The organism is Rhizobium moroccans (genome assembly GCF_057559155.1).
Map to the genome: position 1 here is coordinate 115,137 of NZ_JBHFJG010000001.1, position 25,384 is coordinate 140,520.

11 protein-coding genes are annotated in these 25,384 nt (G+C 61.1%); 9 read left to right on the forward strand and 2 right to left on the reverse strand.

Annotation, left to right across the window (positions count from 1 at the left end):
- Positions 1-343: 343 nt before the first annotated feature.
- The 6 genes from ACE04I_RS00545 to ACE04I_RS00570 all read left to right on the forward strand — a co-directional run bounded on the left by ACE04I_RS00545 (position 344) and on the right by ACE04I_RS00570 (position 8,244).
- Complete coding sequence (locus ACE04I_RS00545; protein ID WP_487206328.1) at positions 344-1,777, forward strand: amidohydrolase; 1,434 nt, start codon at positions 344-346, stop codon at positions 1,775-1,777.
- 150 nt (positions 1,778-1,927) lie between these two features.
- Positions 1,928-3,286, forward strand: coding sequence for an aspartate aminotransferase family protein (locus ACE04I_RS00550; RefSeq protein ID WP_487206329.1), 1,359 nt, complete (start codon positions 1,928-1,930; stop codon positions 3,284-3,286).
- Between the two features lie 75 nt (positions 3,287-3,361).
- A complete protein-coding gene (gene cls, locus ACE04I_RS00555) occupies positions 3,362-4,822 on the forward strand; it encodes a cardiolipin synthase (protein ID WP_046796183.1) in 1,461 nt (486 codons plus the stop codon).
- Between the two features lie 69 nt (positions 4,823-4,891).
- Complete coding sequence (locus tag ACE04I_RS00560; protein ID WP_487206330.1) at positions 4,892-5,734, forward strand: endonuclease/exonuclease/phosphatase family protein; 843 nt, start codon at positions 4,892-4,894, stop codon at positions 5,732-5,734.
- Between the two features lie 69 nt (positions 5,735-5,803).
- The gene (locus ACE04I_RS00565; protein ID WP_487206331.1) at positions 5,804-7,237 is read left to right on the forward strand and encodes an aldehyde dehydrogenase family protein; all 1,434 of its coding nucleotides are present in this window, start codon (positions 5,804-5,806) and stop codon (positions 7,235-7,237) included.
- A gap of 32 nt (positions 7,238-7,269) precedes the next feature.
- On the forward strand, positions 7,270-8,244 hold the full coding sequence (locus ACE04I_RS00570) for a threonine ammonia-lyase (protein ID WP_487206332.1): 975 nt from the start codon (positions 7,270-7,272) through the stop codon (positions 8,242-8,244).
- Between the two features lie 420 nt (positions 8,245-8,664).
- Here the strand turns inward: ACE04I_RS00570 and ACE04I_RS00575 are convergent, their stop codons facing one another.
- On the reverse strand, positions 8,665-9,828 hold the full coding sequence (locus ACE04I_RS00575; RefSeq protein WP_487206333.1) for a M20 aminoacylase family protein: 1,164 nt from the start codon (positions 9,826-9,828) through the stop codon (positions 8,665-8,667).
- A 413-nt stretch (positions 9,829-10,241) separates the two neighbouring features.
- Here ACE04I_RS00575 and ACE04I_RS00580 point away from each other — a divergent pair, with 413 nt between their 5' ends.
- Positions 10,242-18,749, forward strand: a complete 8,508-nt coding sequence (locus tag ACE04I_RS00580) for a glycoside hydrolase family 94 protein (RefSeq protein WP_487206334.1) — start codon at positions 10,242-10,244, stop codon at positions 18,747-18,749.
- A 90-nt stretch (positions 18,750-18,839) separates the two neighbouring features.
- Here ACE04I_RS00580 and ACE04I_RS00585 read toward each other — a convergent pair whose 3' ends face one another.
- A complete protein-coding gene (locus ACE04I_RS00585; protein ID WP_046796187.1) occupies positions 18,840-20,600 on the reverse strand; it encodes a glucan ABC transporter ATP-binding protein/ permease in 1,761 nt (586 codons plus the stop codon).
- A 417-nt stretch (positions 20,601-21,017) separates the two neighbouring features.
- On the opposite strand from ACE04I_RS00585, the gene ACE04I_RS00590 reads away from it, so the two are divergent.
- Positions 21,018-21,761, forward strand: a complete 744-nt coding sequence (locus ACE04I_RS00590; protein ID WP_046796188.1) for a helix-turn-helix transcriptional regulator — start codon at positions 21,018-21,020, stop codon at positions 21,759-21,761.
- Positions 21,762-21,883: 122 nt separating this feature from the next.
- On the forward strand, positions 21,884-25,345 hold the full coding sequence (gene pyc, locus ACE04I_RS00595) for a pyruvate carboxylase (RefSeq protein WP_487206335.1): 3,462 nt from the start codon (positions 21,884-21,886) through the stop codon (positions 25,343-25,345).
- Positions 25,346-25,384 lie beyond the last annotated feature (39 nt).

The following is a 25,384-nucleotide window of genomic DNA, read 5'->3' on the forward strand; positions in this document are numbered from 1 at the left end:
TCTTCTCATCGTTTTGAATTCGGGGCTACCCCCAAATTTTTACGCCCGAGATGTATTGTGGAAATTTTTTCCCAGTTTCTGCAGCTCACCCAAACGTTTTTGCCGTTTTTTATTGTTCTGCGAAGTCACCGTCGGACCATGCGGCGGAGCATAGCGATTATGATTGACTTGTCGAGACACCACCGCGTGACAATTGCAGAGGGCGCGCCCACTTGCGCTTTCTGCGTGCCGTCAAGGCTGCCGAATCCTTAATTTTCGGGGTTGGCCGCATTCCCGAGGCGAAAAGAATGGGGTACGGTCCGCCCTTCCCACCGCAGACCAAGTTAGCCAAGGCAGATATTTCATGACGACAGGCAGCTCCAATCGCCCGCTCATCTGGGACCTCATTGACAAGAAGAAGGAGGTCTTCACCGAACTCAGCGACCGGGTGTGGGAGACGCCGGAGACCTGTTACATGGAGACGCTTTCGGCCGCCGCCCATCGCGAGATGCTGGAGGCGCAGGGCTTCCGGATCACCGAAAACGTGGCCGGCATTCCAACCGCTCTGATCGGTGAAGCCGGCGAGGGCGGTCCCGTCATAGCCTTCCTCGGCGAATACGACGCGCTTGCGGGGCTGAGCCAGAAAGCGGGCGTTGCCCATGTCGATCCCGTTACGCAGGGCGCGAACGGCCATGGTTGCGGGCACAATCTTCTCGGAGCAGCTTCGCTTCTTGCCGCGACTGCACTGAAGGACTGGCTGAAAAAGACCGGCACGCCCGGCCGCGTACGCTATTACGGCTGCCCCGCCGAAGAGGGGGGTGCGGCAAAGGCGTTCATGGTGCGGGCTGGAGCATTCGAGGACGTCGATATCGCCATCAGCTGGCATCCGAGCAATTTCGCCGGCGTCCAGCGCGAAACCTCGCTCGCCAATTGCCGTATCGATTTCACCTTCACGGGGCGGGCCGCTCATGCTTCGGCGGTTCCCGAGCTCGGGCGCAGCGCCCTCGATGCCGTCGAGCTGATGAATGTCGGCATCAACTATATGCGCGAGCACATGCCGTCGGATTGCCGCATCCATTATGCGGTCCTCGATACCGGCGGCATCTCTCCCAATGTCGTCCAGGCGCATGCCAAGGTTCGTTATGTGGTGCGCTCACCCGAGCTGCCCGGTCTCATCTCCCTGATCGAACGGGTCAAGAAGGTGGCCGAGGGAGCCGCGCTGATGACGGAAACCAAGGTCGAGAGCACCATACTTTCCGGCGTTTCCAACCTGATGGTCAACACACCGTTGATGGACGCGATGCAGGACATCTGGGAAAGCTTGGGCCCGCCGGAATTCGATGAGGCCGATCTCGGCTTTGCCGAACAGATCCGAGGCACGCTGACCGCGGAGGACATTGCCGCAAGCTGGGCCCAGGAGCGGCTTGAGCAGCGCGACATCGCGCTCGCCGATTTCATCCTGCCGCCGCATAACGAAGTCCGCCAGATGGGCGGCTCGACCGATGTCGGTGATGTGAGCTGGGTAGTTCCGACCGTGCAGGCCTATGGCGCGACGCATGCGATCGGCACGCAACTCCATACCTGGCAGGTGGTTGCCCAAGGCCAGAGCGCGCTCGCCCACAAGGGCATGATCTCGGCCGCCAAGGCGCTTGCGGCCACGGGTCTGGCGGCACTCGAAAGCGAGCAGCTCCGGGAAGCTGCCTGGGCGGACCTCAAGAAGCGCCGGAAGGGGCAGGAATATACGAGCCCTATCCCGCAAGGTGCTGAGCCGCCGATTGCCGCGATGACGGCGAAATGATGAAATGACTGCAGGCGCCTTGCGTCAATTATTTTGAACAAAAGGCCAGCCGAATTCATGGGCACGGGCTGTCAAAGGCCCGTGTTTCCGCCTATGAGATTTATATGCGCCCCATGTCCGAACGCGCAGCAAGTCTCACAGGAGATCGCCGTGACCATTCAGCCGAATTCCATCGAAGCCAGGGACAAAGCCTATCAGCTTCACTCCTACACCAATGCCAGAGCGCTCGAGCGCGACGGTTCGCTGGTGATGGACCGGGGCGAGGGGGTCTATGTCTACGACAACAACGGCAAGAAGTATCTGGAAGCCATGTCCGGCCTCTGGAGCGTGGCGGTCGGCTTCGGCGAGAACCGGTTGGTAGAAGCCGCCGCGCGCCAGATGGCGAAGCTGCCCTATTACCACACCTTCACAAGCCGGACCCACGGACCGTCTGTCGATCTCGCCGAAAAGCTGATCCAGATGGCGCCGGTTCCCATGTCGAAGGCCTATTTCACCAATTCGGGGTCGGAGGCCAACGACACGGCGGTCAAGATCGTCTGGTACCGGTCGAATGCGCTGGGCAAGCCGGAGAAGAAGAAGATCATTTCGCGCGTGAAGGGCTATCACGGCGTCACCATCGCCAGCGCCAGCCTGACCGGCCTGCCGAACAATCACCGTTCCTTCGATCTGCCGATCGCCGGCATCCTGCATACGTCCTGCCCGCACTATCGCGCCTTCAAGCTGGAGGGAGAGACGGAAGCAGCCTTCGTGCAGCGCTGCGCCCAGGAGCTGGAGGACCTCATCCTCAAGGAAGGGCCGGAGACTGTCGCCGCCTTTATCGGTGAGCCGGTGATGGGCGCTGGTGGTGTCATCGTGCCGCCAGCCGGTTATTGGGAAGCGATCCAGAAAGTGTTGAAGAAATACGACATCCTTCTGATCGCCGACGAGGTGATCTGCGGCTTCGGGCGCACCGGCGAGATGTTCGCCACGACCACCTATAGCCTGCAGCCGGATATCATTACGCTTTCCAAGCAGATTTCCTCCTCCTACCAGCCGATCTCGGCGCTTCTCATCAACGAGAAGGTCTATGAGCCGCTGGCGGACGAGTCGGCGAAGATCGGTACCTTCGGCCACGGCGTCACGGCCGCCGGCCATCCGGTCGCGGCGGCGGTCGCACTGGAAAACATCGCCATCATCGAGGAGCGCGACCTCCTCGGCAATGTCCGGGCGCTGAGCCCGCATTTCCTGAAGAGGCTGAAGGCGCTGGAAGGCCATCCGCTGGCCATTGAGGCGCGCGGTGTCGGGCTCATCGGAGCGCTGGAGCTCAAGCCGCGCGAAGGCTACAGCGCCGGGCAGCTCGGTCCGAAGCTGTTTTCGGTGATGCTGGAGAAAGGGCTGATTTCACGAGCGATCGGGGATTCGCTGGCGCTTTGCCCGCCGCTCATCATCACGGAAAAGGAAATCGACTTCATCTTCGATACTTTCGAAGCCTCGCTCGACGCTTTCGCGAAACAGCTCGAAGCTCTCTGAGCCATTGCGGAGCCGGAACAGGCTTTGTTCCGGCTCCGATTGCGCAGGCCGTGCGCGTGCCTATATCTTCGCGTGATGCTGGAACTCGCAGAAACCCACTGGCCGCATATCCTTTTCACTGTTTCGGTCCTGGCGGGGACGGCGGCGGCGATCCATGCCGCGATGACCAAGGAGGAGGTCCGTTCCGCGATCGGTTGGGTCGGCATCATCGTGCTTTCGCCGATTATCGGGGCGCTGCTCTATCTCATCGCCGGTATCAATCGAATCCGCCGCAACGTCATTGGTGACCGCCGCTCGGATGTTCAGGGATATATCAGGGACCATGTTGCCTCCTATGACGTGACAGGCGAGATGACGGCCAAGAGGTTCGGCCACCGGTTTCGCGCCATGAAGACGCTCGGAGACCGGGTGACCCGCCACCGGCTGACGAGCGGCAACACGATCACCCTGCTCGATACCGGCGACGAGGCCTACGGCGCGATGCTGAAGGCGATCGACACCGCCAGCCGCAGCATCATTCTCGAAACCTATATCTTCGATCGCGACAGGATCGGTCACCGCTTCGTCGACGCCCTTGTCGCCGCAGTCAAACGCGGCGTGACGGTGCGGGTGCTGATCGACGCGGTGGGCGCCCGGTATTCGGTGCCGAGCGTCCTGGGAGTGCTGCGCGAAGGAGGTGTCACCGCGGATGTCTTCAACGGCAATGTCATCATGGGGCTGCGGCTTCCCTATGCCAATCTGCGCACGCACCGGAAGATCATGGTGGTCGACGGGAGCATCGCCTTCACCGGCGGCATGAATATCCGCGAGGGCTTTTCGAGCGAGATGAGCGGTAACAAATGCGCATTCGACACGCATTTCCGCGTCACCGGACCTGTGGCGGGGGATCTTTTCGCGATCGCAGCCGCCGACTGGCGTTTCGCGACGGACGAAGTGCTGGAAGGCGAAGCCTGGAAGCTCCTGCCGCCCAGCACGGAACCGGGATCACCGGTGGCCATTCGAGCCGTCTCCTCCGGACCGGACCGCAGCGTGGAGACCAACCATAAGATGCTGATGGGAGCCTTTTCCGTGGCGCGCTCCTCGATCCGCATCGTCTCTCCCTATTTCCTGCCGGATCGCGAGCTCATCACGGCGCTCGTCACTGCCGCCAGGCGTGGCGTCGAGGTGGATATCGTCGTTCCGACCGCGAACAATCTTGTCTTGGTCGATCGGGCGATGACCGCCCAGTTCGACCAGATGCTCAAGAATTACTGCCGCATCTGGAGAGCATCCGGGCCCTTCAATCACTCCAAGCTCCTGGTGATCGACGGATGCTGGTCCTATGTGGGTTCCTCCAATCTCGATCCGCGTTCCCTGCGGCTGAATTTCGAGGTTGATCTGGAAGTTCTCGATCGACCTTTTGCCGAGGCGCTGGAACGAAGGATCGATCTGGCCATTTCCTCAGCAACGGAAGTGACGCTGGAGGGCCTGCGATCACGACCGTTCCCGGTGCGGCTCATCGAACGGGTGCTGTGGCTCGGGTCCCCCTATCTTTGAATAGGAAACTGCTGGCCCGGCCGGTTAAACCTTTTATAATTTTGTGCATCTGCGAACGTAATGACGGTCATGCGAAAAAAAGGCGACACTCTTCCGGCAAGGATAATCGCTTCGATCCGTGACAGGAAGAATCGCGGCGGAAGGGGAAGCACCCCGCTGCGCGATCCCGCTAGCATGCTGATCGCCTCCTACAACGTGCATAAATGCGTAGGCGTGGACGGCAAGTTCGATCCCGCCCGTACGAGCCATGTCATTCGCGAAATCGCGCCGGATCTCATCGCATTGCAGGAGGCCGATACCCGGTTTGGAGAGCGCCGCGGCCTGCTGGACCTCGCATGGCTGGAGCGGGAGGCGGGTCTGTTTCCGGTGCCGCTTCTAGGGGTCTCAAGGGCGCATGGCTGGCATGGCAATGCCGTCTTCTTCCGGGAAGGGTTGGTGCGCGACGTCCATCAGGTGAAACTGCCGGGGCTTGAGCCGCGCGGCGCGCTGATCACGGAGCTGGAGCTCAACAACGGACGCGCGCTGAGGATCATCGCCGCGCATCTAGGCCTTCTCCATCGATCGCGCCATCAGCAGACGCGGATGATCATCGATATCCTGCGTTCTCGCGAGGAGCAGCCCACCATCCTACTTGGCGACCTCAACGAATGGCGGCTCGGAGACCGATCCTCGCTCAACACGCTCGCCACCGTTTTCGGTCTGCCTCCGGCGATCCCGAGCTTTCCTTCCCGCCTGCCGGTACTGGCGCTCGATCGCATCATGGCTAACAGGCCGGGCCTCATCGAAAGCGTTGAGGCCCATGATAGCCCTCTTGCACGTCTCGCTTCCGACCACCTTCCCGTCAAGGCCCTGGTGAAGCTAGGCGTGGCCTCCGCGTCGGGGTCCTTGGCCGCGGTCGAGGAAAACATTTAGTCATACTATTGAATGCTCGGCTCTGGCATCGTAAAGCAGCAGCCATCGATGAAGCGAGAGGAGCTGAGCATGACCATCTACCAGAATCTGATTGACGGCGAATGGGTTGGGAGCGAGGCTTCTAAGAACATCAATCCTTCCGATATCAACGATGTCGTCGGCATGTACGCGCAGGGTGGTGCCGAAGACGCCAAGGCCGCGATCGCCGCGGCAAAGGCAGCGTTTCCCGCATGGTCGCGCTCCGGCATCCTCGAACGCCACGCGATCCTGAGAAAGACCTCCGACGAAATCCTCGCCCGCAAGGACGAACTCGGCGCGCTTCTCGCCCGCGAGGAAGGCAAAATCCTTCCGGAAGCGACCGGCGAAGTCATTCGCGCCGCCCAGATTTTTGATTTCTTCGCCGGCGAAGCACTGCGCCTGACCGGTGAAGTGGTGCCCTCGGCCCGCCCGAATATCGGCGTCGAGATAACCCGCGAACCGCTCGGCGTCATCGGCATCATCACGCCGTGGAATTTCCCGATCGCCATCCCGGCATGGAAGATCGCGCCGGCGCTCTGCTACGGCAATACCGTCGTCTTCAAGCCTGCCGATCTGGTGCCTGGCTGTGGCTGGGCGATCGTCGACATCCTCCACCGCGCCGGCCTGCCGAAGGGCGTCCTGAACCTCGTCATGGGCCGCGGCTCGGTCGTGGGCCAGGCCATGCTCGACAGCCCGGACCTCGCCGGCATCACCTTTACCGGCTCGACCGGCACGGGAAAACGTGTTGCTCTCGCCTCGATCGAGCATAACCGCAAGTTCCAGCTTGAAATGGGCGGCAAGAACCCGATGGTCGTGCTGGACGACGCGGATCTCAACGTCGCCGTCGAAGCCGCCGCCAATTCCGGTTTCTTCTCGACCGGCCAGCGTTGCACCGCTTCGTCCCGCCTGATCGTGACGGAAGGCATCCACGACAAGTTCGTAGCGGCACTCACCGAGAAGCTGAAGACGCTCAACGTCGACAACGCCATGAAGGCCGGCAGCCATATCGGCCCGGTCGTCGACGACAAGCAGCTGAAGCAGGACACCGACTATATCGAGATCGGCAAAAACGAGGGCGCCAAGCTCGCCTTCGGCGGCGAACTCGTGAAGCGTGACACGCCCGGCTTTTATCTGCAGCCGACGCTGTTCACCGAAGCGACCAACCAGATGCGCATCTCGCGCGAGGAGATCTTCGGACCGGTCGCTTCCGTCATCCGGGTGAAGAACTACGAGGAAGCACTGGCAACCGCCAATGACACGCCGTTCGGTCTCTCGGCGGGCATCGCGACCACCAGCCTGAAGCACGCGACCCATTTCAAGCGCAATTCCGAGGCCGGCATGGTGATGGTCAACCTGCCGACTGCGGGCGTCGATTTCCACGTGCCTTTCGGCGGCCGCAAGGCATCCTCCTTCGGCCCGCGCGAGCAGGGCAAATATGCCGCAGAGTTCTTTACCGTCGTGAAAACCGCCTATACGCTGGCTTGACCAGACAGGCCTTTTTCACTTCGGATACTCGCATGACCGACATCGCCATGATCGAAGCCGCCCGGAAACGTCTGGGCGGCAATATTCGTCGTACGCCCCTGCTTTCCTCTCCATTCCTGGATGAGATTGCAGGACGACGGATCTTCGTGAAACCGGAATGCCTGCAGCATACCGGCTCGTTCAAGTTCCGCGGTGCATGGTCGGCGATTTCAGCGCTCGAGCCGCGGGTGAGAGCGAAAGGCGTCATCGCGTTTTCGTCGGGTAATCACGCGCAAGGCGTTGCGCTGGCCGCAAGAATGCACGGTATTCCAAGCGTCATCGTCATGCCGTCGGATGCACCGCGCATCAAGATCGAGAATACCCGAGCCTATGGCGCCGAGGTCGTTCTCTATGACCGGGCGAGCGAAGATCGCGATGCGATCGGCGACAGACTTTCCGAGGAGCGAGAGCTGACGCTCATCAAGCCTTTCGACGAGCCGCTGGTGATCGCCGGGCAGGGCACGGCGGGCCTTGAGATTGCGGAACAGGCGGAGGAACAGGGTATTGGCAGCGCGGACGTGCTGGTGCCTACGGGCGGCGGTGGTTTTATCTCCGGTGTGGCGCTCGCCCTAGCGGCAAAGGCCTCGCGGCTTCGGGCCTGCCCGTGCGAACCCCAGGGGTTCGATGATGTCACTCGTTCGCTCGCATCCGGCAGGATCGAGCGCAACGCTTCGGTTTCTGGTTCGCTCTGCGATGCGATCATCACGCCGCAGCCGGGCAGCATCACCTTTCCGATCATGGCGCGGCTTTGCGGTCCCGGCATCGTCGTTAGCGAAGATGAGGCGCTCCGTGCGGTTGCCCTTGCCTTCAACCGTCTCAAGATCGTCATCGAGCCGGGTGGAGCCGTTGCTCTGGCGGCCGCGCTCTTCCACGGTGAGACGCTCGGCGACACCGTGATCGCCGTTGCTTCTGGTGGCAATATCGACCCCGATATCTTCCGGATAGCGCTCGATCGGTTTGGTCACTGAAGCCTCGATTTTGCCTCAGAGCATAATAAACCGTTAATCTCCGAAATCGCCGCCGCTCGAAAACAGATTTTCTACGGAACCTCCAGCCACTTAGAAACTTATCTCTATCGGCTTACTAGAGATAAGCTAGCATTGGATCACGCTCATTGCAGGGCAAAGGCTTGGAGAGATCAGATGCGGCAGTTCAGGCACAGTGTTCATACGCGGTCTATGCCGGTCCGAGGCGCCCATTCCGCTCACCGATGGCAGGCAGCCGCCCATGCCGCGCTCGTTACCGCGGCTTTCCTTTTCGTAGGCGCCGTGACGCTCGGCTTGTTCCCGTGATCCGCTGATCCTCCCTGGATCGCGAGGAACGAAGAGGGTTCCCGACCCGAACGCCTCTCGCGCCTGCTGGCGCGGGAGGTGTTTTATTTCAATGAGTTATTCCACCGGCAGATAGGCTTCCGCCAGCTCCACCCAGAAGGCGGTGCCGATCGGCAGGGCGTCATCGTTGAAATCGAAACGCGGGTGGTGAAGCGGCGGGTCGTTATCCGTCCGGCGCGTCCCCAGGAAGAAATAGGACCCCGGCCGCTCGGCCAGCATATAGGCGAAATCTTCGCTGCCCATCATCGGGCGAGAGATCTCTCCCAAGTTCTCCTCGCCGACCGCGCGCCTGGCAAGATCCCGGACGAAATCGGTCTCGGCCTTGTGGTTTACGGTCGCCTCATAGCCACGGTTGTATTCGATGGTGACTGTCATGCCGTAGCTTGCCGCCTGGCCCTCTGCGATCGCCCGGATGCGTTTCTCCAGCTTATCGCGAACGGCAGGATCGAAGGAGCGGATGGTCATCACCATTTCCGCCCGTTCGGGGATCACGTTGCTGGCAATCCCCGCATTGAAGGCGCCGACGGTGACGACGCTCGGATCGAGCGGATGGATGTTGCGCGAGACCACGGTCTGGAGCGCCATGATGATGCTGGCTCCCGCAACGATCGGGTCGGCCGTATCCTGCGGTTCGGCTCCATGGCCGCCGCGGCCGTTGATGACGAGCCGGCACTCGTCCACGGCCGCCATGATCGGGCCGTCCTTCACGTAGATCTTGCCGAACGGGAGGCCGGGGTCATTGTGCAGTCCGAAGACGGCATCGCAGGGAAAGCGCGTAAAAAGCCCGTCCTCGATCATCAATTTGGCGCCGCCGAAATTCTCCTCCGCGGGCTGGAAGATGAGATGGACGGTGCCGTCGAAATTGCGGCGCTCGGCTATGATCTTCGCCGCGCCGAGCAGCATGGCCGTGTGCCCGTCATGGCCGCAGGCATGCATCAACCCCTCGTTCTTGCTTGCATATTCCGCCCCGGTCTCCTCCCGGATCGGTAGCGCGTCGATATCGGCGCGAATGCCAACGGAACGTGTGCTGGTGCCATTCTTCAGAGTGGCGACGACGCCGGTCTTGCCAAGCCCGCGCGTGACTTCGTAACCGAGTTCGGTGAGCCGCTTGGCAATGAAATCGGACGTATTGAACTCAGAAAGCCCGAGTTCGGGATGCTGGTGAAGGTAGCGCCGCGTTGCGACCACCTCCGCCATGTAGTTCGAAAACTGGATCGTCATCGCGCAACACCAATGTTTCATGTCAGGAGCGCCATGAATAGCAACGTGAACTCGCGGCGGTAAGGTCACTTCCGCTAAAATAGGCCGTAATAATTCGCTTGCTGCGGATAGCGTCCGCCGTCGGAAAACGAGATGGCGTGCGGAAGGTGCGAAGAATCCTCTCGCTCGAGCGGCTGGTTTCGTTCAGGCTTTATTCAGGCTCGCGGAGATAGATGCAAGTGATGCGAGAATCCGTAAAGAAGCAGGCAGCAGTTGCGCTCAATCGTTTGCAATATCGTTGCCGCCCTCTATTTCTTTCCTCCGCGGATGTGCATCCGGCCGGCCTTCATCAATGACGTGATGAGCGGCATCTCCCGGGCAGCCGATCCAGGCAAGGCCGACAGCTAACCAGTTCTCACCGAAAAGTCGTATCCATGTCCCTTCATACCACGCCGACCGGTTCCCAGCGCGAGAACGAAGCCAAGCAGATCGACCACAACGATTCGATCCGCTCGACCTATTTCAACACCGAGGAGCTGCGGGCGTGCGGGGTAGAGCTCAGCCGCGACGGAGCGCGCAGCCTGCCAAGTTTCGGTCCTTTCGACTTCTTCCAGCGGCATCGGGAGAACGAAAAGGAAATCCTTCGCGTCTATCGCGCGACGGCGGCCGATGTGGATGCCGGTGCAACCATTACTCCCGCAGCGGAATGGCTGCTCGACAATCACTACATCGTCGAGGAGGCCATCCAGGAAGTAAGGCGGGACTTCCCCCGGCGGTTCTATGGACAGTTGCCGCGCATGTCGGTCGGTGGCAATGAAATACCGCGCGTGCTGGCGCTCGCCTGGCTTTATGTCGCCCACACCCACAGCACCGTCTCGACCGACGCGCTCGAAGCCATGGTCGATGGTTTTCAGGACAAGGAATCGCTGGAAATCGGTGAGCTGTGGGCGTTGCCCTCCTTCATCCGCTTCGTCCTGATCGAAAATCTTCGGCGTATCGCGACCCGGGTCGAGCGCTCGCGAAATATGCGTGGCAAGGCCAACGAAGTCGCCGATGAGATCATCCGTCTCAACGACGAGACGGCGAGCCTCGATGTTCTGAAGCGCGCCGAAGCGTTTGCGGACGACAATACCTTCATCGCACAGTTCTTCTATCGCTTGCGCAATGCCGCGCAGACATCCGGTTTCGCGGTCGCCTGGATAGAAGAGCGCCTGGAGCGCGCCGGCACGGATATCGAAGAGGTGATGCTCGCCGAGCAGAACCGTCTCTCGTCCGGCAATGTCACGATGGGCAACATCATCAAGAGCTTGCGCGAGATCGACGATACCGAATGGAGCGTCTGGTTCGAGGAAGTCTCCAAGGTCGACAAGATCTTCCGCGAGCACACCGATTACGAGGCGCTCGATTTCGGCTCGCGCAATGCCTACCGCAACCGCATCGAGAAGCTCGCGCGGCGCTCGCGCAAAAGCGAGACCGAAGTGGCGCTCGCGGCAGTCGCGCTTGCGGAGGAGGCGGCCGCAAACGGCAGCGCCGATCCCCGCGAGACCAATATCGGCGCTTTCATCGTTGGCCGCCACCGGCGGAAACTGGAAGCGAGGATCGGCTATCCGCCGGCGATGTTGCAGCAGACCCTCCGGTTTGTCCGCCGCCTGAACTGGTTCGCGATTGCCGGGCCGGTGATTCTGCTGACCGTGCTGGCCATGGCGATCGTCGGCTGGTTCATGGTGCAGGCGGATATGTCCTGGCCGGTCATCTCCTTCTTCATGTTGATGTTCGCATTGCCTGCCTCCGAGGGCGCAACCGGCCTCTTCAACACGCTCGTCACCTATTTCGTGCGACCGACGAGGCTGGTGGGATACGAATTCAAGGAAGGCATACCCGAGGATGCGAAGACGCTTCTTGTCGTGCCGTGCCTGATTACCAACCGCGATAGCGTCGACGAGTTGATCCGCAATCTGGAAGTCCATTATCTCGCCAATCCGCGCGGAGAAATTTCCTTTGCGCTTCTGAGCGACTGGCGGGACAGCAATGTCGAGGAAAGTGCCGCTGATCTCGAGATTCTCGACTATGCCAAGCGCGAGATCGCGACGCTGAACGCGCGCTACACGCATGACGGAAAGACGCGTTTCCACCTCCTGCACCGCCGCCGGCTCTTCAACCCGAATGAGGGCGTGTGGATGGGTTGGGAGCGCAAGCGCGGCAAGCTGCACGAGTTGAACCTGCTGCTGCGCGGCGACCGCGATACCAGCTATCTGCCGGGCGCCAATACGGTGCCGGAAAACGTGCAATACGTGATGACGCTCGATGCCGATACGCGGCTGATGCGGGACGCGGTGACGAAGCTCGTCGGCAAGCTGCACCACCCGATCAATCGTCCGGTCCTCGATCCGAAGACGAACCGGGTGACCCACGGTTACGGCATTCTCCAGCCGCGCGTGACGCCGTCACTGACGACCGGCAAGGATGCTTCGGTCTTCCAGCGCGTCTATTCCGTTGGGCGGGGCCTCGATCCTTACGTCTTCACCGTCTCCGACGTCTATCAGGATTTGACCGGAGAAGGCAGCTTCACCGGCAAGGGGCTCTATCATGTCGATGCCTTCGAGGCTTCGCTGAAGGGCCGCATCGACGAGAACTCGGTGCTCAGCCACGATCTTCTCGAAGGTTCCTTCGCGCGCTGCGCCCTGGTGACCGACGTGGAATTGGTCGAGGACTTCCCGACACGGTATGAGGTCGAAGTCTCCCGCCAGCATCGCTGGGCTCGCGGCGACTGGCAGCTCCTGCCCTATATCCTCGATACCAAGCACGGCGTCACCGCGCTCGGCCGCTGGAAGATGATCGATAACCTGCGCCGCTCGCTCACGCCGATCGCCTGGTTCTTCGCTTCCGTGCTGGGCTGGTACTTCATGGACCCGCTTGGCGCGCTGGTCTGGCAGATACTGCTGATCTTCTCGCTCTTCGTCGCGCCGACGCTTTCACTCGTGACCGGCATCTTCCCTCGCTCGACCGATATTATTCCGCGAGCGCATTTCTATTCCGTCTGGTCGGACATCCGTTCCGCAAATGCGCAAGTTGCGCTGCGGATCGTCTTCATTGCCGATAGCGCCTGCATCATGACCGATGCAATCGCTCGGTCCGTTTACCGTCTCTTCGTCAGCCGCAAGCTGATGCTGGAATGGCGCACGGCTGCCAGTATCCAGTCGAGCGCCCAGGGCAGCCCGCAGGACTACTATCGCTCCATGTGGCATGCGCCGGCGATCGCGGTGCTCAGCATCATTCTGTCGGCAATCCCCGGCGACAACGCTTTCCTGGTGGGCATTCCATTCGCCATACTCTGGATACTATCACCGCTGGTTGCCTGGTATGTCAGCCAGTCGGCCGAGACCGAAGACCGCCTCTTCGTTCCCGAACCGGTCTCCGTGGAGCTGCGCAAGATCGCGCGCCGCACCTGGCGCTATTACGAAGCCTTCGTGACCGAGGAACAGAACTTCCTGCCACCCGACAACTTCCAGGAGCGTCCGGAACCGATTCTGGCCAAGCGCACCTCTCCGACGAATATCGGCGTCTACCTGCTTTCCGTCATCTCGGCGCGCAATTTCGGCTGGGTGAACTTCACCGATACCATCGAGAGGCTGGAGCGGACCATCGCGACTGTCGACCGGATGGAGAAGTATCGTGGCCACCTCTTCAACTGGTACCATACCGATAGTCTGCAGACGCTCGGACCGCGCTATGTCTCGGCGGTCGATAGCGGCAATCTGGCGGGTCATCTGATCGCCGTTTCCTCCGCTTGCCGCATCTGGGCCGAGGCGCCCTCGGCGCATCTTCAGGGCAGTCTCGACGGTATAGGCGACGTTGCCGGCATTCTTGCCGAAACGCTCAAAGCCCTGCCGGACGACCGCAAGACCGTGCGGCCGCTGCGCCGCCGGCTGGAAGAGCGTATTGCGGGGTTCAGCAATGCCCTTGCTGCCGTCAAACGCGAGCACGAGTTTGCCTCCATCCGCATCATCAATCTGGCCGTGCTGGCCCGCGACATCCAGAAGCTTGCGACCAACCTGCACCATGAGGTGAAGTCGTCCCAGAGCGACGAGGTGACGCGCTGGACCTCCTCGCTGGTCAATGTCTGCGAAGCCCATATCGCCGACAGCGTCTTCGATCACTCGAATATCGAGCCGCTGCGCGAGCGTCTGGCCACGCTGCGCGACCGTGCGCGCGACCTTGCCTTTTCCATGGATTTCTCCTTCCTGTTCCGGAAGGATCGTAGGCTGCTTTCGATCGGCTATCGGGTCGAGACCAATGAACTCGATGAGGCCTGCTACGACCTCCTCGCCTCCGAATGCCGCCTGACGAGCCTTTTCGGCATCGCCAAGGGCGATCTTCCGAATGAGCACTGGTACCGCCTCGGTCGCCAGGTCGTTCCGGTCGGCGCGCGGGGCGCGCTCGTTTCCTGGTCCGGCTCGATGTTCGAGTACCTGATGCCGCCGCTCGTCATGCAGGAGCGGCAGGGCGGCATCCTGAACCAGACCAACAATCTGGTGGTCAAGGAACAGATCGCCCACGGCAAGCGTCTCGGCACGCCCTGGGGCATTTCCGAGGCGGCCTTCAACGCACGCGACCATCTGTTCAACTACCAGTACACGAATTTCGGCGTGCCGACGCTCGGCCTGAAGCGCGGTCTCGGGCAGAACGCGGTAATCGCGCCCTATGCCTCGATCCTTGCCAGCCAGTACGATCCGCTGGCGGCACTCGAAAACCTCGAGGAATTGCGCTCGCTCGGCGCTCTCGGCGCCTACGGCTTCCATGACGCCGTCGATTTCACGCCGACACGCGTGCCCACCGGCGCGCGTTGCGCGGTGGTCTACAACTACTATGCGCATCACCACGGCATGTCGATCGCAGCGGTCGCCAACGTCGTTCTCAACGGCATCCTGCGCGAACTCTTCCATTCTGATCCGGTGATTGAGGCCGCCGAACTGCTGCTGCAGGAAAAGGCGCCGCGCGACATTCCGGTGATGAGCGCCAAGCACGAGGAGACGCCCGGCAAGGGACAGGCGGAGCTGCTTCGCTCCGAAATCCGCACGGTCTCCGATCCGGCGCTCAGCGAGCGCGAACTGGTGCTGCTTTCGAACGGCCACTATTCGCTCATGCTGACTGCCGCCGGTTCCGGCTATTCGCGCTGGAACGGCCTTTCGGTCGCGCGCTGGAAACCGGACCCGACGGAAGACCGGTGGGGCCAGTTCATCTTCCTGCGCGATACCGCAAGCGGCGATTGGTGGTCGACCACCACAGAGCCGCGGCGCGCCGAGGGCGAGAAGGCAAAGACCGTCTTCGGCGATGACAAGGCCGAATTCCACAAGACCGTCGGCGACCTCACGAGTGTCGTCGAATGCATAGTGGCGACCGAGCACGACGCGGAAGGGCGCCGGGTCACGCTGTTCAACATGGGCGCGGAAGACCGCTTCATCGAAGTCACCTCCTACATGGAGCCGGTGCTCGCCAGCGACAACGACGACAGCGCGCATCCTTTGTTCTCGCGCATGTTCGTCCGCACCGAAATCGGCAAGCGCGGCGATGTGATCCGGGCATGGCGCAACAAGCGCAACCCCAGCGATCCGGATATGATCGTCGCGCATCTTGCCTCGGACAATGCCGGCTCCGCCCGGCCGACCGAGTTCGAAACCGACCGCCGGAAATTCCTTGGCCGCGGTCGCACGCTTGCCGAGGCGGCGGCCTTCGATGCCGGCGCGACGCTTTCCGGCACGGACGGCTTCACACTCGATCCCGTCCTGTCGCTCCGTCGCGTCGTTCGGGTGCCGGCCGGCAAAAAGGTCAGCGTCATCTTCTGGACGATTGCCGCGCCGAAGCGCGAGGAGCTCGACCAGGCGATCGAGCGCTACCGCCATCCGGATGCCTTTGCCCATGAGCTGGTCCAGTCCTGGACCCGCACGCAAGTGCAGATGCGCCATCTCGGCATCAATTCGCAGCAGGCGGCCGCGTTCCAGCATCTCGCCCGCTATCTCATCTATCCCGACATGCATTTGCGGGCGGACCAGGCGACGATCGAATCCGGCATGCAGCCGCAGTCTGCACTCTGGCCTCAGAGTGTCTCCGGCGATTATCCGATTTTCACGCTGCGCATCAACGACGACACGGACATGCCGGTCGCCCGCGAGGCGGTAAGCGCTTACGAATATCTGCGCTCGCGCGGAGTCACCGCGGATCTCGTCGTCTTCAACGAGCGGGCGACCTCCTACGCCCAGGACATGCAGCACGCGATCGAGGGCGTCTCGGATAATGCCCGCCGCACGAGCCAGCAGGAAGGTGCCCAGCATGTCTTCGCGCTGCGCCGCGACCTGATGACCGAAGAGGATGCGAACGGTCTCTTCGCGGCCTCTCGCGTCGTGCTTCATGCCAAGAACGGCAAGATCGTCGATCAGCTCAATCGCGCCATCACCCTGTTTGCCGCTCCGCGCGTACAGGAGCCAGACCGGCGTCCATTGCTCACCGGCGAGGATTTCATTGCCGGCGAAGCGGTGCAGGATGCAGGCGATCTTCAGTTCTGGAACGGTTTTGGTGGGTTCGCGGAAGACGGCAGCGAATATGTCGTCCGGCTTGCCGGTGGCCAGTCGACGCCGCAGCCGTGGATCAACGTGATCTCGAACGAAAGCTTCGGCTTCCACGTCTCCGCGGAGGGTGCCGGCTTCACCTGGTCCCGCAACTCGCGAGATTATCAGCTCACGCCCTGGACCAACGATCCGGTCATCAACCGGCCGGGCGAAGGCTTCTACATCGTCGATCGCGAGGGCGGTGATATCGTAACGCCGTTCGCGTCGTTGTCTCGCCGTCCGTCGGCTCGCTTCGAAACCCGCCACGGGCTTGGTTATTCGAGCTTCTCGACCGAAGACAACGGTCTGGCGGTCGAACTGACCCAGACAGTCGACCGGCAAAGGCCGGTCAAGCTTTCCTCGATGCTGGTCAAGAATACCGGTTCCAAGCCGCGCAGTCTCAGGGTTTATGCCTATGCGGAATGGCTGCTGGGCAACAATCCCCAGCGTTCGCTGCCGTTCATCCTGACGAGCCGGGATGAAGAAACGGGTGCGCTCTTCGCCACCAACCCGTTCAGCGTCGATTTCCGCCGTTTCGCTTTCCTCTCGGCAAGCGAGGTGCCTTCGAGCGTCACGACCAGTCGACGCGAGTTCGTCGGAAGGTTCGGCAGCATCGACCGGCCGGCTGCGGTCGCGGCCGCCGCGCCGCTTGCCGGGACCTTCGAGATCGATGGAGATCCTTGTGCGGCGCTCGCCTTCGATGTCGAACTCGGGCCGGGTGAGGAAAAGCTCCTCAACATCTTCCTGGGTGATGCGGAAACCCGCGAGGAAGCCAAGGCATTGGTGGCTCAGCTTCGTTACGACGACGCGGACCGGATTGTCGCCGGTAACCGAGACTTCTGGAAAGGCTTCACGGGTCGCCTGAAGATCGAGACGCCGGACGATGGGCTCAACCATATGGTCAACCATTGGCTGCCCTATCAGGCACTCGGTTGCCGCATCATGGCGCGGTCGGCTTTTTATCAGGCCAGCGGCGCCTACGGCTTCCGTGACCAGCTGCAGGATACGCTAGCATTCCTCGTCCACGAACCGTCACTTGCGCGGCGGCAGATCGTCAATGCCGCCGGGCGGCAATTCTCCGAAGGTGACGTGCAGCACTGGTGGCTACCGCAGAGCGGCGCCGGCGTGCGGACGATGATTTCCGACGATGTCGTATGGCTCGCCTATGCGGTCCATCAATACGTCGCCGCCACGGGGGACCGGACGCTTCTCGACGAGCAGCTTCCCTTCCTTCAGGGACCGCAGCTTGCGAAGAACCAGCACGATTCCTTCTTCAAGCCCGATCAGTCCGCGGATGCGGAAAGCCTCTACGAGCACGCGGCCCGTGGCCTCGATCTGGCGATCGCGCGAACCGGAGAACACGGCCTGCCGCTGATCCTCGGCGGCGACTGGAACGACGGAATGAACCGGGTCGGCATCGGCGGACGCGGCTCAAGCGTCTGGCTCGGCTGGTTCCTGGCGAGTGCGTTGCGCGACTTCATCGGCTATGCCGAGGAACGTGACGATGCCACCCGCGCGGAGGCATGGAAAAGTCACCTGACCTCTCTGAAACAGGCGCTGGAGACGGCCGGCTGGGATGGCGACTACTATCGACGTGGTTATTTCGATGACGGTTCGCCGCTGGGTTCCAGCCAGAGTGAGGAATGCCGCATCGATTCGCTTGCTCAGTCCTGGAGCGTGCTTTCCGGCGAGGGCGATCCCGAGCGGGCAGAGCAGGCCATGAATGCGGTGCTGGAAAAGCTCGTCGATGCTGAAACCGGCATCATCCGGCTTTTCACGCCACCCTTTGCCGAGAGCGCTCAGGATCCCGGCTACATCAAGGCTTATCCGCCAGGCGTTCGTGAGAACGGCGGGCAGTATACCCACGCGGCGATTTGGGTCGTTCTGGCGTTTGCCGCACTCAAGCGGGGTGACGATGCCTGGAAGTGCTTCCAGATTCTGAACCCCGTCAACCATGCACTCGATCGCGATGCCGCCGAGAAGTACCGGGTGGAGCCCTATGTGGTTGCCGCGGACGTCTATGGAGCGGGCGATTATGCCGGACGTGGCGGGTGGAGCTGGTACACGGGTTCTGCCGGCTGGCTCTATCGCGCAGCGGTGGAAGGCATTCTCGGCATCCGCCGCCAAGGCGACCGCCTCTTCGTGCGGCCGGCTCTCCCTTCCGATTGGGACAGCTATTCGGCCGAACTGGTCCTCGACGGCAAGAGCCATAAGATCGCCGTCGAAAGAAAGAAGGGTGATCTTGTCGTGACCATCAACGGCAAGGCGGTAAAGGAAGATGAGGGCTTTGCCCTCGGAACCGGAAAGACAAAGCGGCAAGTGCAGCCGGTCTCCGGCTGACGCGGATCAGGTCGACCAAAAGAGAAAAAGCCCGCCTCCGAAAATAAACGGAGGCGGGCTTTTGCTTTCGTGTCGGACGTGACGTGAGTCTCAGGCGGGCTCGGGTTCGCCCCGCTTCGCCTCGTCATCGGTCAGGATGCCGCTCGTCCTGAGAAGGGAGGTGAAGCGGCCCCCACTGTGACTGAGCTCTTCGAAGGTGCCCATTTCGAGAATGCGGCCCTGGTCGAGGAAGATCACCTTGTCGGCATCGCGGACGGTGGAGAGCCGATGAGCGATGATGAAGGTGGTGCGGTTTCTGCGCAGCCGATCGATAGCGGCCTTCACGCGCGCTTCAGTCTCGACGTCGAGCGCGCTGGTGGCTTCATCCAGCACCAGTATAGGCGCATTCTTGAGAATCGCGCGCGCGATCGCGATGCGCTGGCGCTCGCCGCCGGACAGCCGGTTGCCGCGTTCCCCGACGGGCGTCTCGTAGCCGCTGAGGCGGCTTTCGATAAAATCGGTGGCGGCAGCAGCCTTAGCGGCGGCGGCGATCTCCTCCTCGGTGGCCCCTTCCCGTCCGAGCCTTATGTTGTCGCTGATCGAGCGGTTGAGCAGTCCGGCATCCTGGAAGACGGTCGCAATGGAAGAGCGCAACGACTTGCGCGTGACCGTGCCGGTATCGACGCCGTCGATGAAGATCTTTCCCTTCTGCGGATCGTAGACCCTCTGGAGGAGATTGACGAGGGTCGTCTTTCCCGCGCCGGTCGGACCGACGATGGCCACCGTCTCGCCGGCCTTGGCAATGAAGGAGATGTCGTGCAGGCCTTGTGTCGAATTGCTGAACTCGAAGGAGACGTCGCGGAACTCCACCTCGCCGCGGACGGCTCCCATCTCGCCAGCGCCGGCAGGTTCCTCGCGTTCCTGCACGGAATCCTCCAGCCGGAAGAAATCCTCGAGCTTCGCGCGCGCCTCGAATATCTGGGTCGCGAATTGGCGCAGGAGATCCAGGCGCCCGATCAAGAGATTGGCGAAACCGATAAATGCCACCACGTCGCCGACGCGAATCTCGCCGCGTTGCACGAGGATGGTGCCTATGACCAGGATCACGCCCATGGAGACGGTTGAGGCGGTGCGGTTCAGCGCGCTTGCGAGCGCCCACCAGTCGAGGACCGGATACTGGGCGTCCAGCAGGTCCTTGGTGTAATCCTTGAGCGCCTTCGTTTCGGCTTCGATACGGTTGTAGCTATGCAGCACCGATACGTTGCTGATTGAATCGCTGACATGCGAAAAGACGTTGTGATAATGGCTCTCGACGGAGGCTTGGCCTTCCTTGGTGCGGTTCATCACGGTCTTGCCGATGATCCAGTAGAGTACGCTGAGAACCATCAGAACGATGCTGAGCCGCCAATCCATCGAGATTGCCGTCGGGATCAGCAGAAGCAGGGCAACGGCGGTTGCCAGATGCGTTCGCATGAATTCGAGCCACAACCCGAACAGGGTTTCGGCAGCCCTCAACAGGGTATGAAGGGCGTTGGAGGTGCCGCGCTGATGGTGCCAGGCAAGCGGCATCGAGATGATGCGCCCGAAGGCTTCCGTCAGCAGGGTGGCGCGCCTGCCGTGGGCGAGGCGGTCCGCCTCGCGGGCGACGAGAACATAGGCGATCGTGTTGAAGACGCCGAAGCCCGCCCAGAGCATGAGGACGGAAGTGACGCTGCCTCCGGAGGAGATCGCATCGATGATTCGGCCGAAAAGAATCGGCTCTATGATGGTGATTGCCGCGAGCACGATGTTGGCGATGACGACCAGCGAAACCCGGAAGCGATTCGCTGCGAGATATTTCAGAGCTCGGGAATATACCTGGAGTAGTGACAACTGGCGCAACCCTCTTTCATGACATACGCCGCTTTTCGTCGAAGGAACATGCGGCGACAATACTGCGTTAGGTGCTCATACTCCCGTTGAAATGAACCGACCCTGAAAGATACGAAAAAAGATTGCGTGCGAATTTATTCCACCATTTCAACGGCGAACATGAATACCCCAGGAGATCCGCAACGACATTTTCGCGACGGATGCAGGAAATAATAGGCTTCTGCAAGAATGTTTCACCCCTTGCAGCTCAAGGTAGGTTTCGACAGTTACGATTTTTGACTCGCTATGCAAGATTTTGCTATCCGTTTTCAGTAATTTGCTAACCAAACCGATCAACTATGGGTTACGCGATTAAGATATTTTTATCTCAGAGCGAGAACAGGACGTAAGGCATAATGCAGAATTTCGGGGGCAAGCTTGAGTATTCAATCTATCGTCCAACTTTTGGTATTGGTAAGCGAGACTAAGACAAAGAGCGATCTCGTAACGTTGCTCGAATCTCTATTGAAGACCTATGGATTTGAATATTATGGCGTTCTGACGCAGCCTAAATCTCACGAGAACCCGATGAAGATGATGCTGGCGGGGCACTGGCCCGCGGGCTGGCGGGAAAATTATGTAGCCAAAAAATATATCCTCATCGATCCAGCCATACGAATAATGGGTATTGCCCATAGATCCTTCCGATGGCGCGAGGCTTCCGCGATGTTGAGAAACGATCCGCTATGGCCGCGCGCGCAGCGCATGATGCAGGATAGCAGTCGCCACGGGCTCCACGACGGCTATACATTTCCGGTTCATGGTCGCGGCGGCCTGCTCGGCAGCATGATGATCAGCAGCAGCCGTTCCGTCGATTTGTCGCCAGCTGAAATGGCATTGTTCGAAACGGCGGCGAAAAAGGTTTTCTGGCGTCTGATGGAATTCGCCGGTGAGGCGAAGAAGCTCGAAAAGGCAACGGCTCTCGGCGCGCCTCTTACCCGCCGGGAGATGGAGGTGATCGGTCTTTTGGCGGATGGGATGACCTCTCACGACATCGCGCGGACGCTGAGCATCTCCAATCATACCGTGGATTGGTACATCAACGGTCTTCAGGACAAGCTCAATGCTCGAAACAGGCAGCATCTGGTTGCCTTCGCGTTTCGACATGGTCTCGTCGCTTGAGAGGCTGGGCGAGTTCACATTAATTTGAGAAGATGTTTTAGGAGAAATTGAACTCCAGCGGTTAAGGCGCTATTGGTTTCTTCGCAGTGCAGCATTCTGCTGGGGTTTTGAGGAGGACCGCTTTGCCGATTTCGAAGATTCTTGTCGCCAACCGTTCTGAAATCGCGATCCGGGTTTTCCGCGCAGCCAATGAGCTCGGCATAAAAACGGTCGCAATCTGGGCGGAGGAAGACAAGCTCTCGCTGCATCGCTTCAAGGCCGACGAGAGCTATCAGATCGGCCGCGGCCCGCATCTCCAGCGCGATCTCGGGCCGATCGAAAGCTATCTCTCCATTCCGGAAATTATCCGAGTTGCCAAGCTGTCCGGGGCGGATGCCATTCATCCCGGCTACGGACTCCTGTCGGAAAGCCCGGAGTTCGTGGAGGCATGCAACGAGGCCGGGATCATCTTCATCGGCCCGACGGCGGAGACTATGCGCCAGCTCGGCAACAAGGTCGCTGCGCGTAATCTGGCGATCTCCGTCGACGTGCCGGTCGTTCCGGCAACCGAACCGCTGCCGGACGACATGGCCGAAGTCGCCAGGATGGCAGCCGAGATCGGCTATCCGGTCATGTTGAAGGCCTCTTGGGGCGGCGGCGGACGCGGCATGCGCGTCATTCGCTCTGAGGCCGATCTGGCCCGCGAGGTGACGGAAGCCAAGCGGGAGGCCAAGGCGGCCTTCGGCAAGGACGAGGTCTATCTGGAAAAGCTCGTGGAACGGGCCCGCCATGTGGAGAGCCAAATCCTTGGCGATACGCATGGCAATGTCGTGCATCTCTTCGAGCGCGACTGTTCTATTCAGCGGCGCAACCAGAAGGTCGTCGAGCGGGCGCCGGCGCCCTATCTGTCGGACGCCCAGCGCCAGGAACTGGCGAACTATTCGTTGAAGATCGCCAAAGCAACGAATTACATCGGCGCCGGCACGGTCGAATATCTGATGGATGCCGACACCGGCAAATTCTACTTCATCGAGGTCAATCCGCGCATCCAAGTGGAGCACACGGTGACCGAGGTGGTTACCGGCATCGATATCGTCAAGGCGCAGATCCACATCCTCGACGGCTTCGAAATCGGCACGGCGGAATCCGGCGTGCCGGCCCAGAAGAATATCCGTCTCAACGGTCATGCGCTCCAGTGCCGCATCACCACGGAGGACCCGGAGCACAACTTCATTCCGGATTACGGCCGCATCACCGCCTATCGTTCGGCTTCCGGTTTCGGCATCCGGCTGGATGGCGGCACCTCCTATTCCGGCGCGATCATCACGCGTTTCTACGACCCGCTGCTGGTCAAGGTGACGGCCTGGGCTCCGAAACCGGAAGAAGCGATCAGCCGCATGGACCGGGCGCTGCGCGAATTCCGCATCCGCGGGGTTGCCACCAACCTCACCTTCCTCGAAGCGATCATCGGTCACCCGAAGTTCCGCGACAATTCCTATACGACGCGGTTCATCGACACGACGCCGGAACTGTTCGAGCAGGTGAAGCGCCAGGATCGCGCCACCAAGCTGCTCACCTATCTCGCCGACGTGACCGTCAACGGTCATCCGGAAACCAAGGGGCGTCCGAAGCCATCGGCTCAGGCCGCCAAGCCGGTGCTGCCCTATGTCAACGGACCAATCCCCGACGGCACGAAACAGAAGCTCGACGCGCTCGGACCGAAGAAGTTCGCCGAATGGATGCGGGGCGAGAAGCGTGTTCTGATGACCGATACGACCATGCGCGACGGGCATCAATCGCTGCTCGCCACGCGCATGCGCACCTATGACATCGCGCGCATCGCCGGGGTGTATGCCCGGGCGCTGCCCAACCTCTTCTCGCTGGAATGCTGGGGTGGGGCGACCTTCGATGTGTCGATGCGCTTTCTGACCGAAGACCCGTGGGAGCGGCTGGCGCTTATCCGCGAAGGTGCGCCGAACCTGCTCCTCCAGATGCTGCTGCGCGGCGCCAACGGCGTCGGTTACAAGAACTATCCCGACAATGTCGTCAAATACTTCGTCCGTCAGGCGGCTGCAGGCGGGATCGATCTCTTCCGCGTCTTCGATTGCTTGAACTGGGTCGAGAACATGCGTGTCTCGATGGATGCGATCCAGGAAGAGAACAGGCTTTGCGAGGCGGCGATCTGCTATACCGGCGACATCCTGAATTCCGCCCGGCCGAAATACGACCTCAAATATTACGTGGCACTGGCCGAAGAACTGGAAAAGGCGGGCGCGCATATCATCGCCCTCAAGGATATGGCCGGCCTGCTGAAGCCTGCGGCTGCGCGGGTCCTGTTCAAGGCGCTGCGAGAAGCGACCAGCCTGCCGATCCACTTCCACACCCATGATACGTCCGGCATCTCGGCGGCGACCGTGCTTGCCGCGGTCGATGCCGGCGTGGATGTGGTCGATTCGGCGATGGATGCCCTTTCCGGCAATACGTCGCAGCCTTGCCTCGGCTCGATCGTCGAGGCACTCGCCGGTTCCGAGCGTGATCCGGGCCTGGACCCGGAATGGATCCGCCGTATCTCCTTCTACTGGGAGGCGGTGCGCGCTCAGTATGCCGCCTTCGAAAGCGATCTGAAGGGCCCCGCCTCGGAGGTCTATCTGCACGAAATGCCGGGTGGGCAGTTCACCAATCTCAAGGAGCAGGCCCGCTCCCTCGGCCTCGAAACCCGCTGGCATCAGGTGGCGCAGGCTTATGCCGACGCAAACCAGATGTTCGGCGACATCGTCAAGGTGACGCCGTCTTCCAAGGTGGTCGGCGACATGGCGCTGATGATGGTTTCTCAGGATCTCACTGTTGCCGATGTCGAGAACCCGGATAAGGATATCGCCTTCCCGGAATCGGTCGTGTCCATGCTCAAGGGCGATCTCGGCCAGCCACCGGGCGGGTGGCCAGCGGCCTTGCAGAAGAAGGCGCTCAAGGGCGAAGAGCCTTATACGGCCGTGCCCGGCTCCTTGCTTGCCGATGCCGATCTAGATCAGGAAAGGAAGACGATCGAGGAGAAGCTCGGGCGCAAGATCGATGACTTCGAGTTCGCATCCTACCTGATGTACCCGAAGGTATTCACAGACTTCGCGCAGGCAGCGGAAACCTATGGCCCGGTCTCCGTTCTTCCGACACAGGCCTATTTCTACGGGCTTGCTGATGGCGAGGAGCTGTTCGCCGATATCGAAAAAGGCAAGACGCTCGTCATCGTCAACCAGGCGATGAGCGCCACTGATGTGCAGGGCATGGTGACGGTGTTCTTCGAGCTCAACGGCCAGCCGCGTCGCATCAAGGTGCCGGACCGGGCGCATGGTGCTTCCGGCGGAGCCGTGCGCCGCAAGGCGGAAAGCGGCAATGCCGCCCATCTTGGCGCACCGATGCCGGGCGTCATCTCCCGCGTCTTCGTTGCGCCCGGTCAAGCCGTCAAGGCCGGTGACGTGCTGCTCTCCATCGAGGCGATGAAGATGGAGACAGCGCTTCATGCCGAAAAGGACGGCCTTGTCGCCGAGGTGCTGGTCAAGGCCGGTGACCAGATCGACGCAAAGGACTTGCTGGTCGTCTACGGCGGCTGAACGACGCCTTTATTCCACATTCCGGGCGGCCTACAGGGC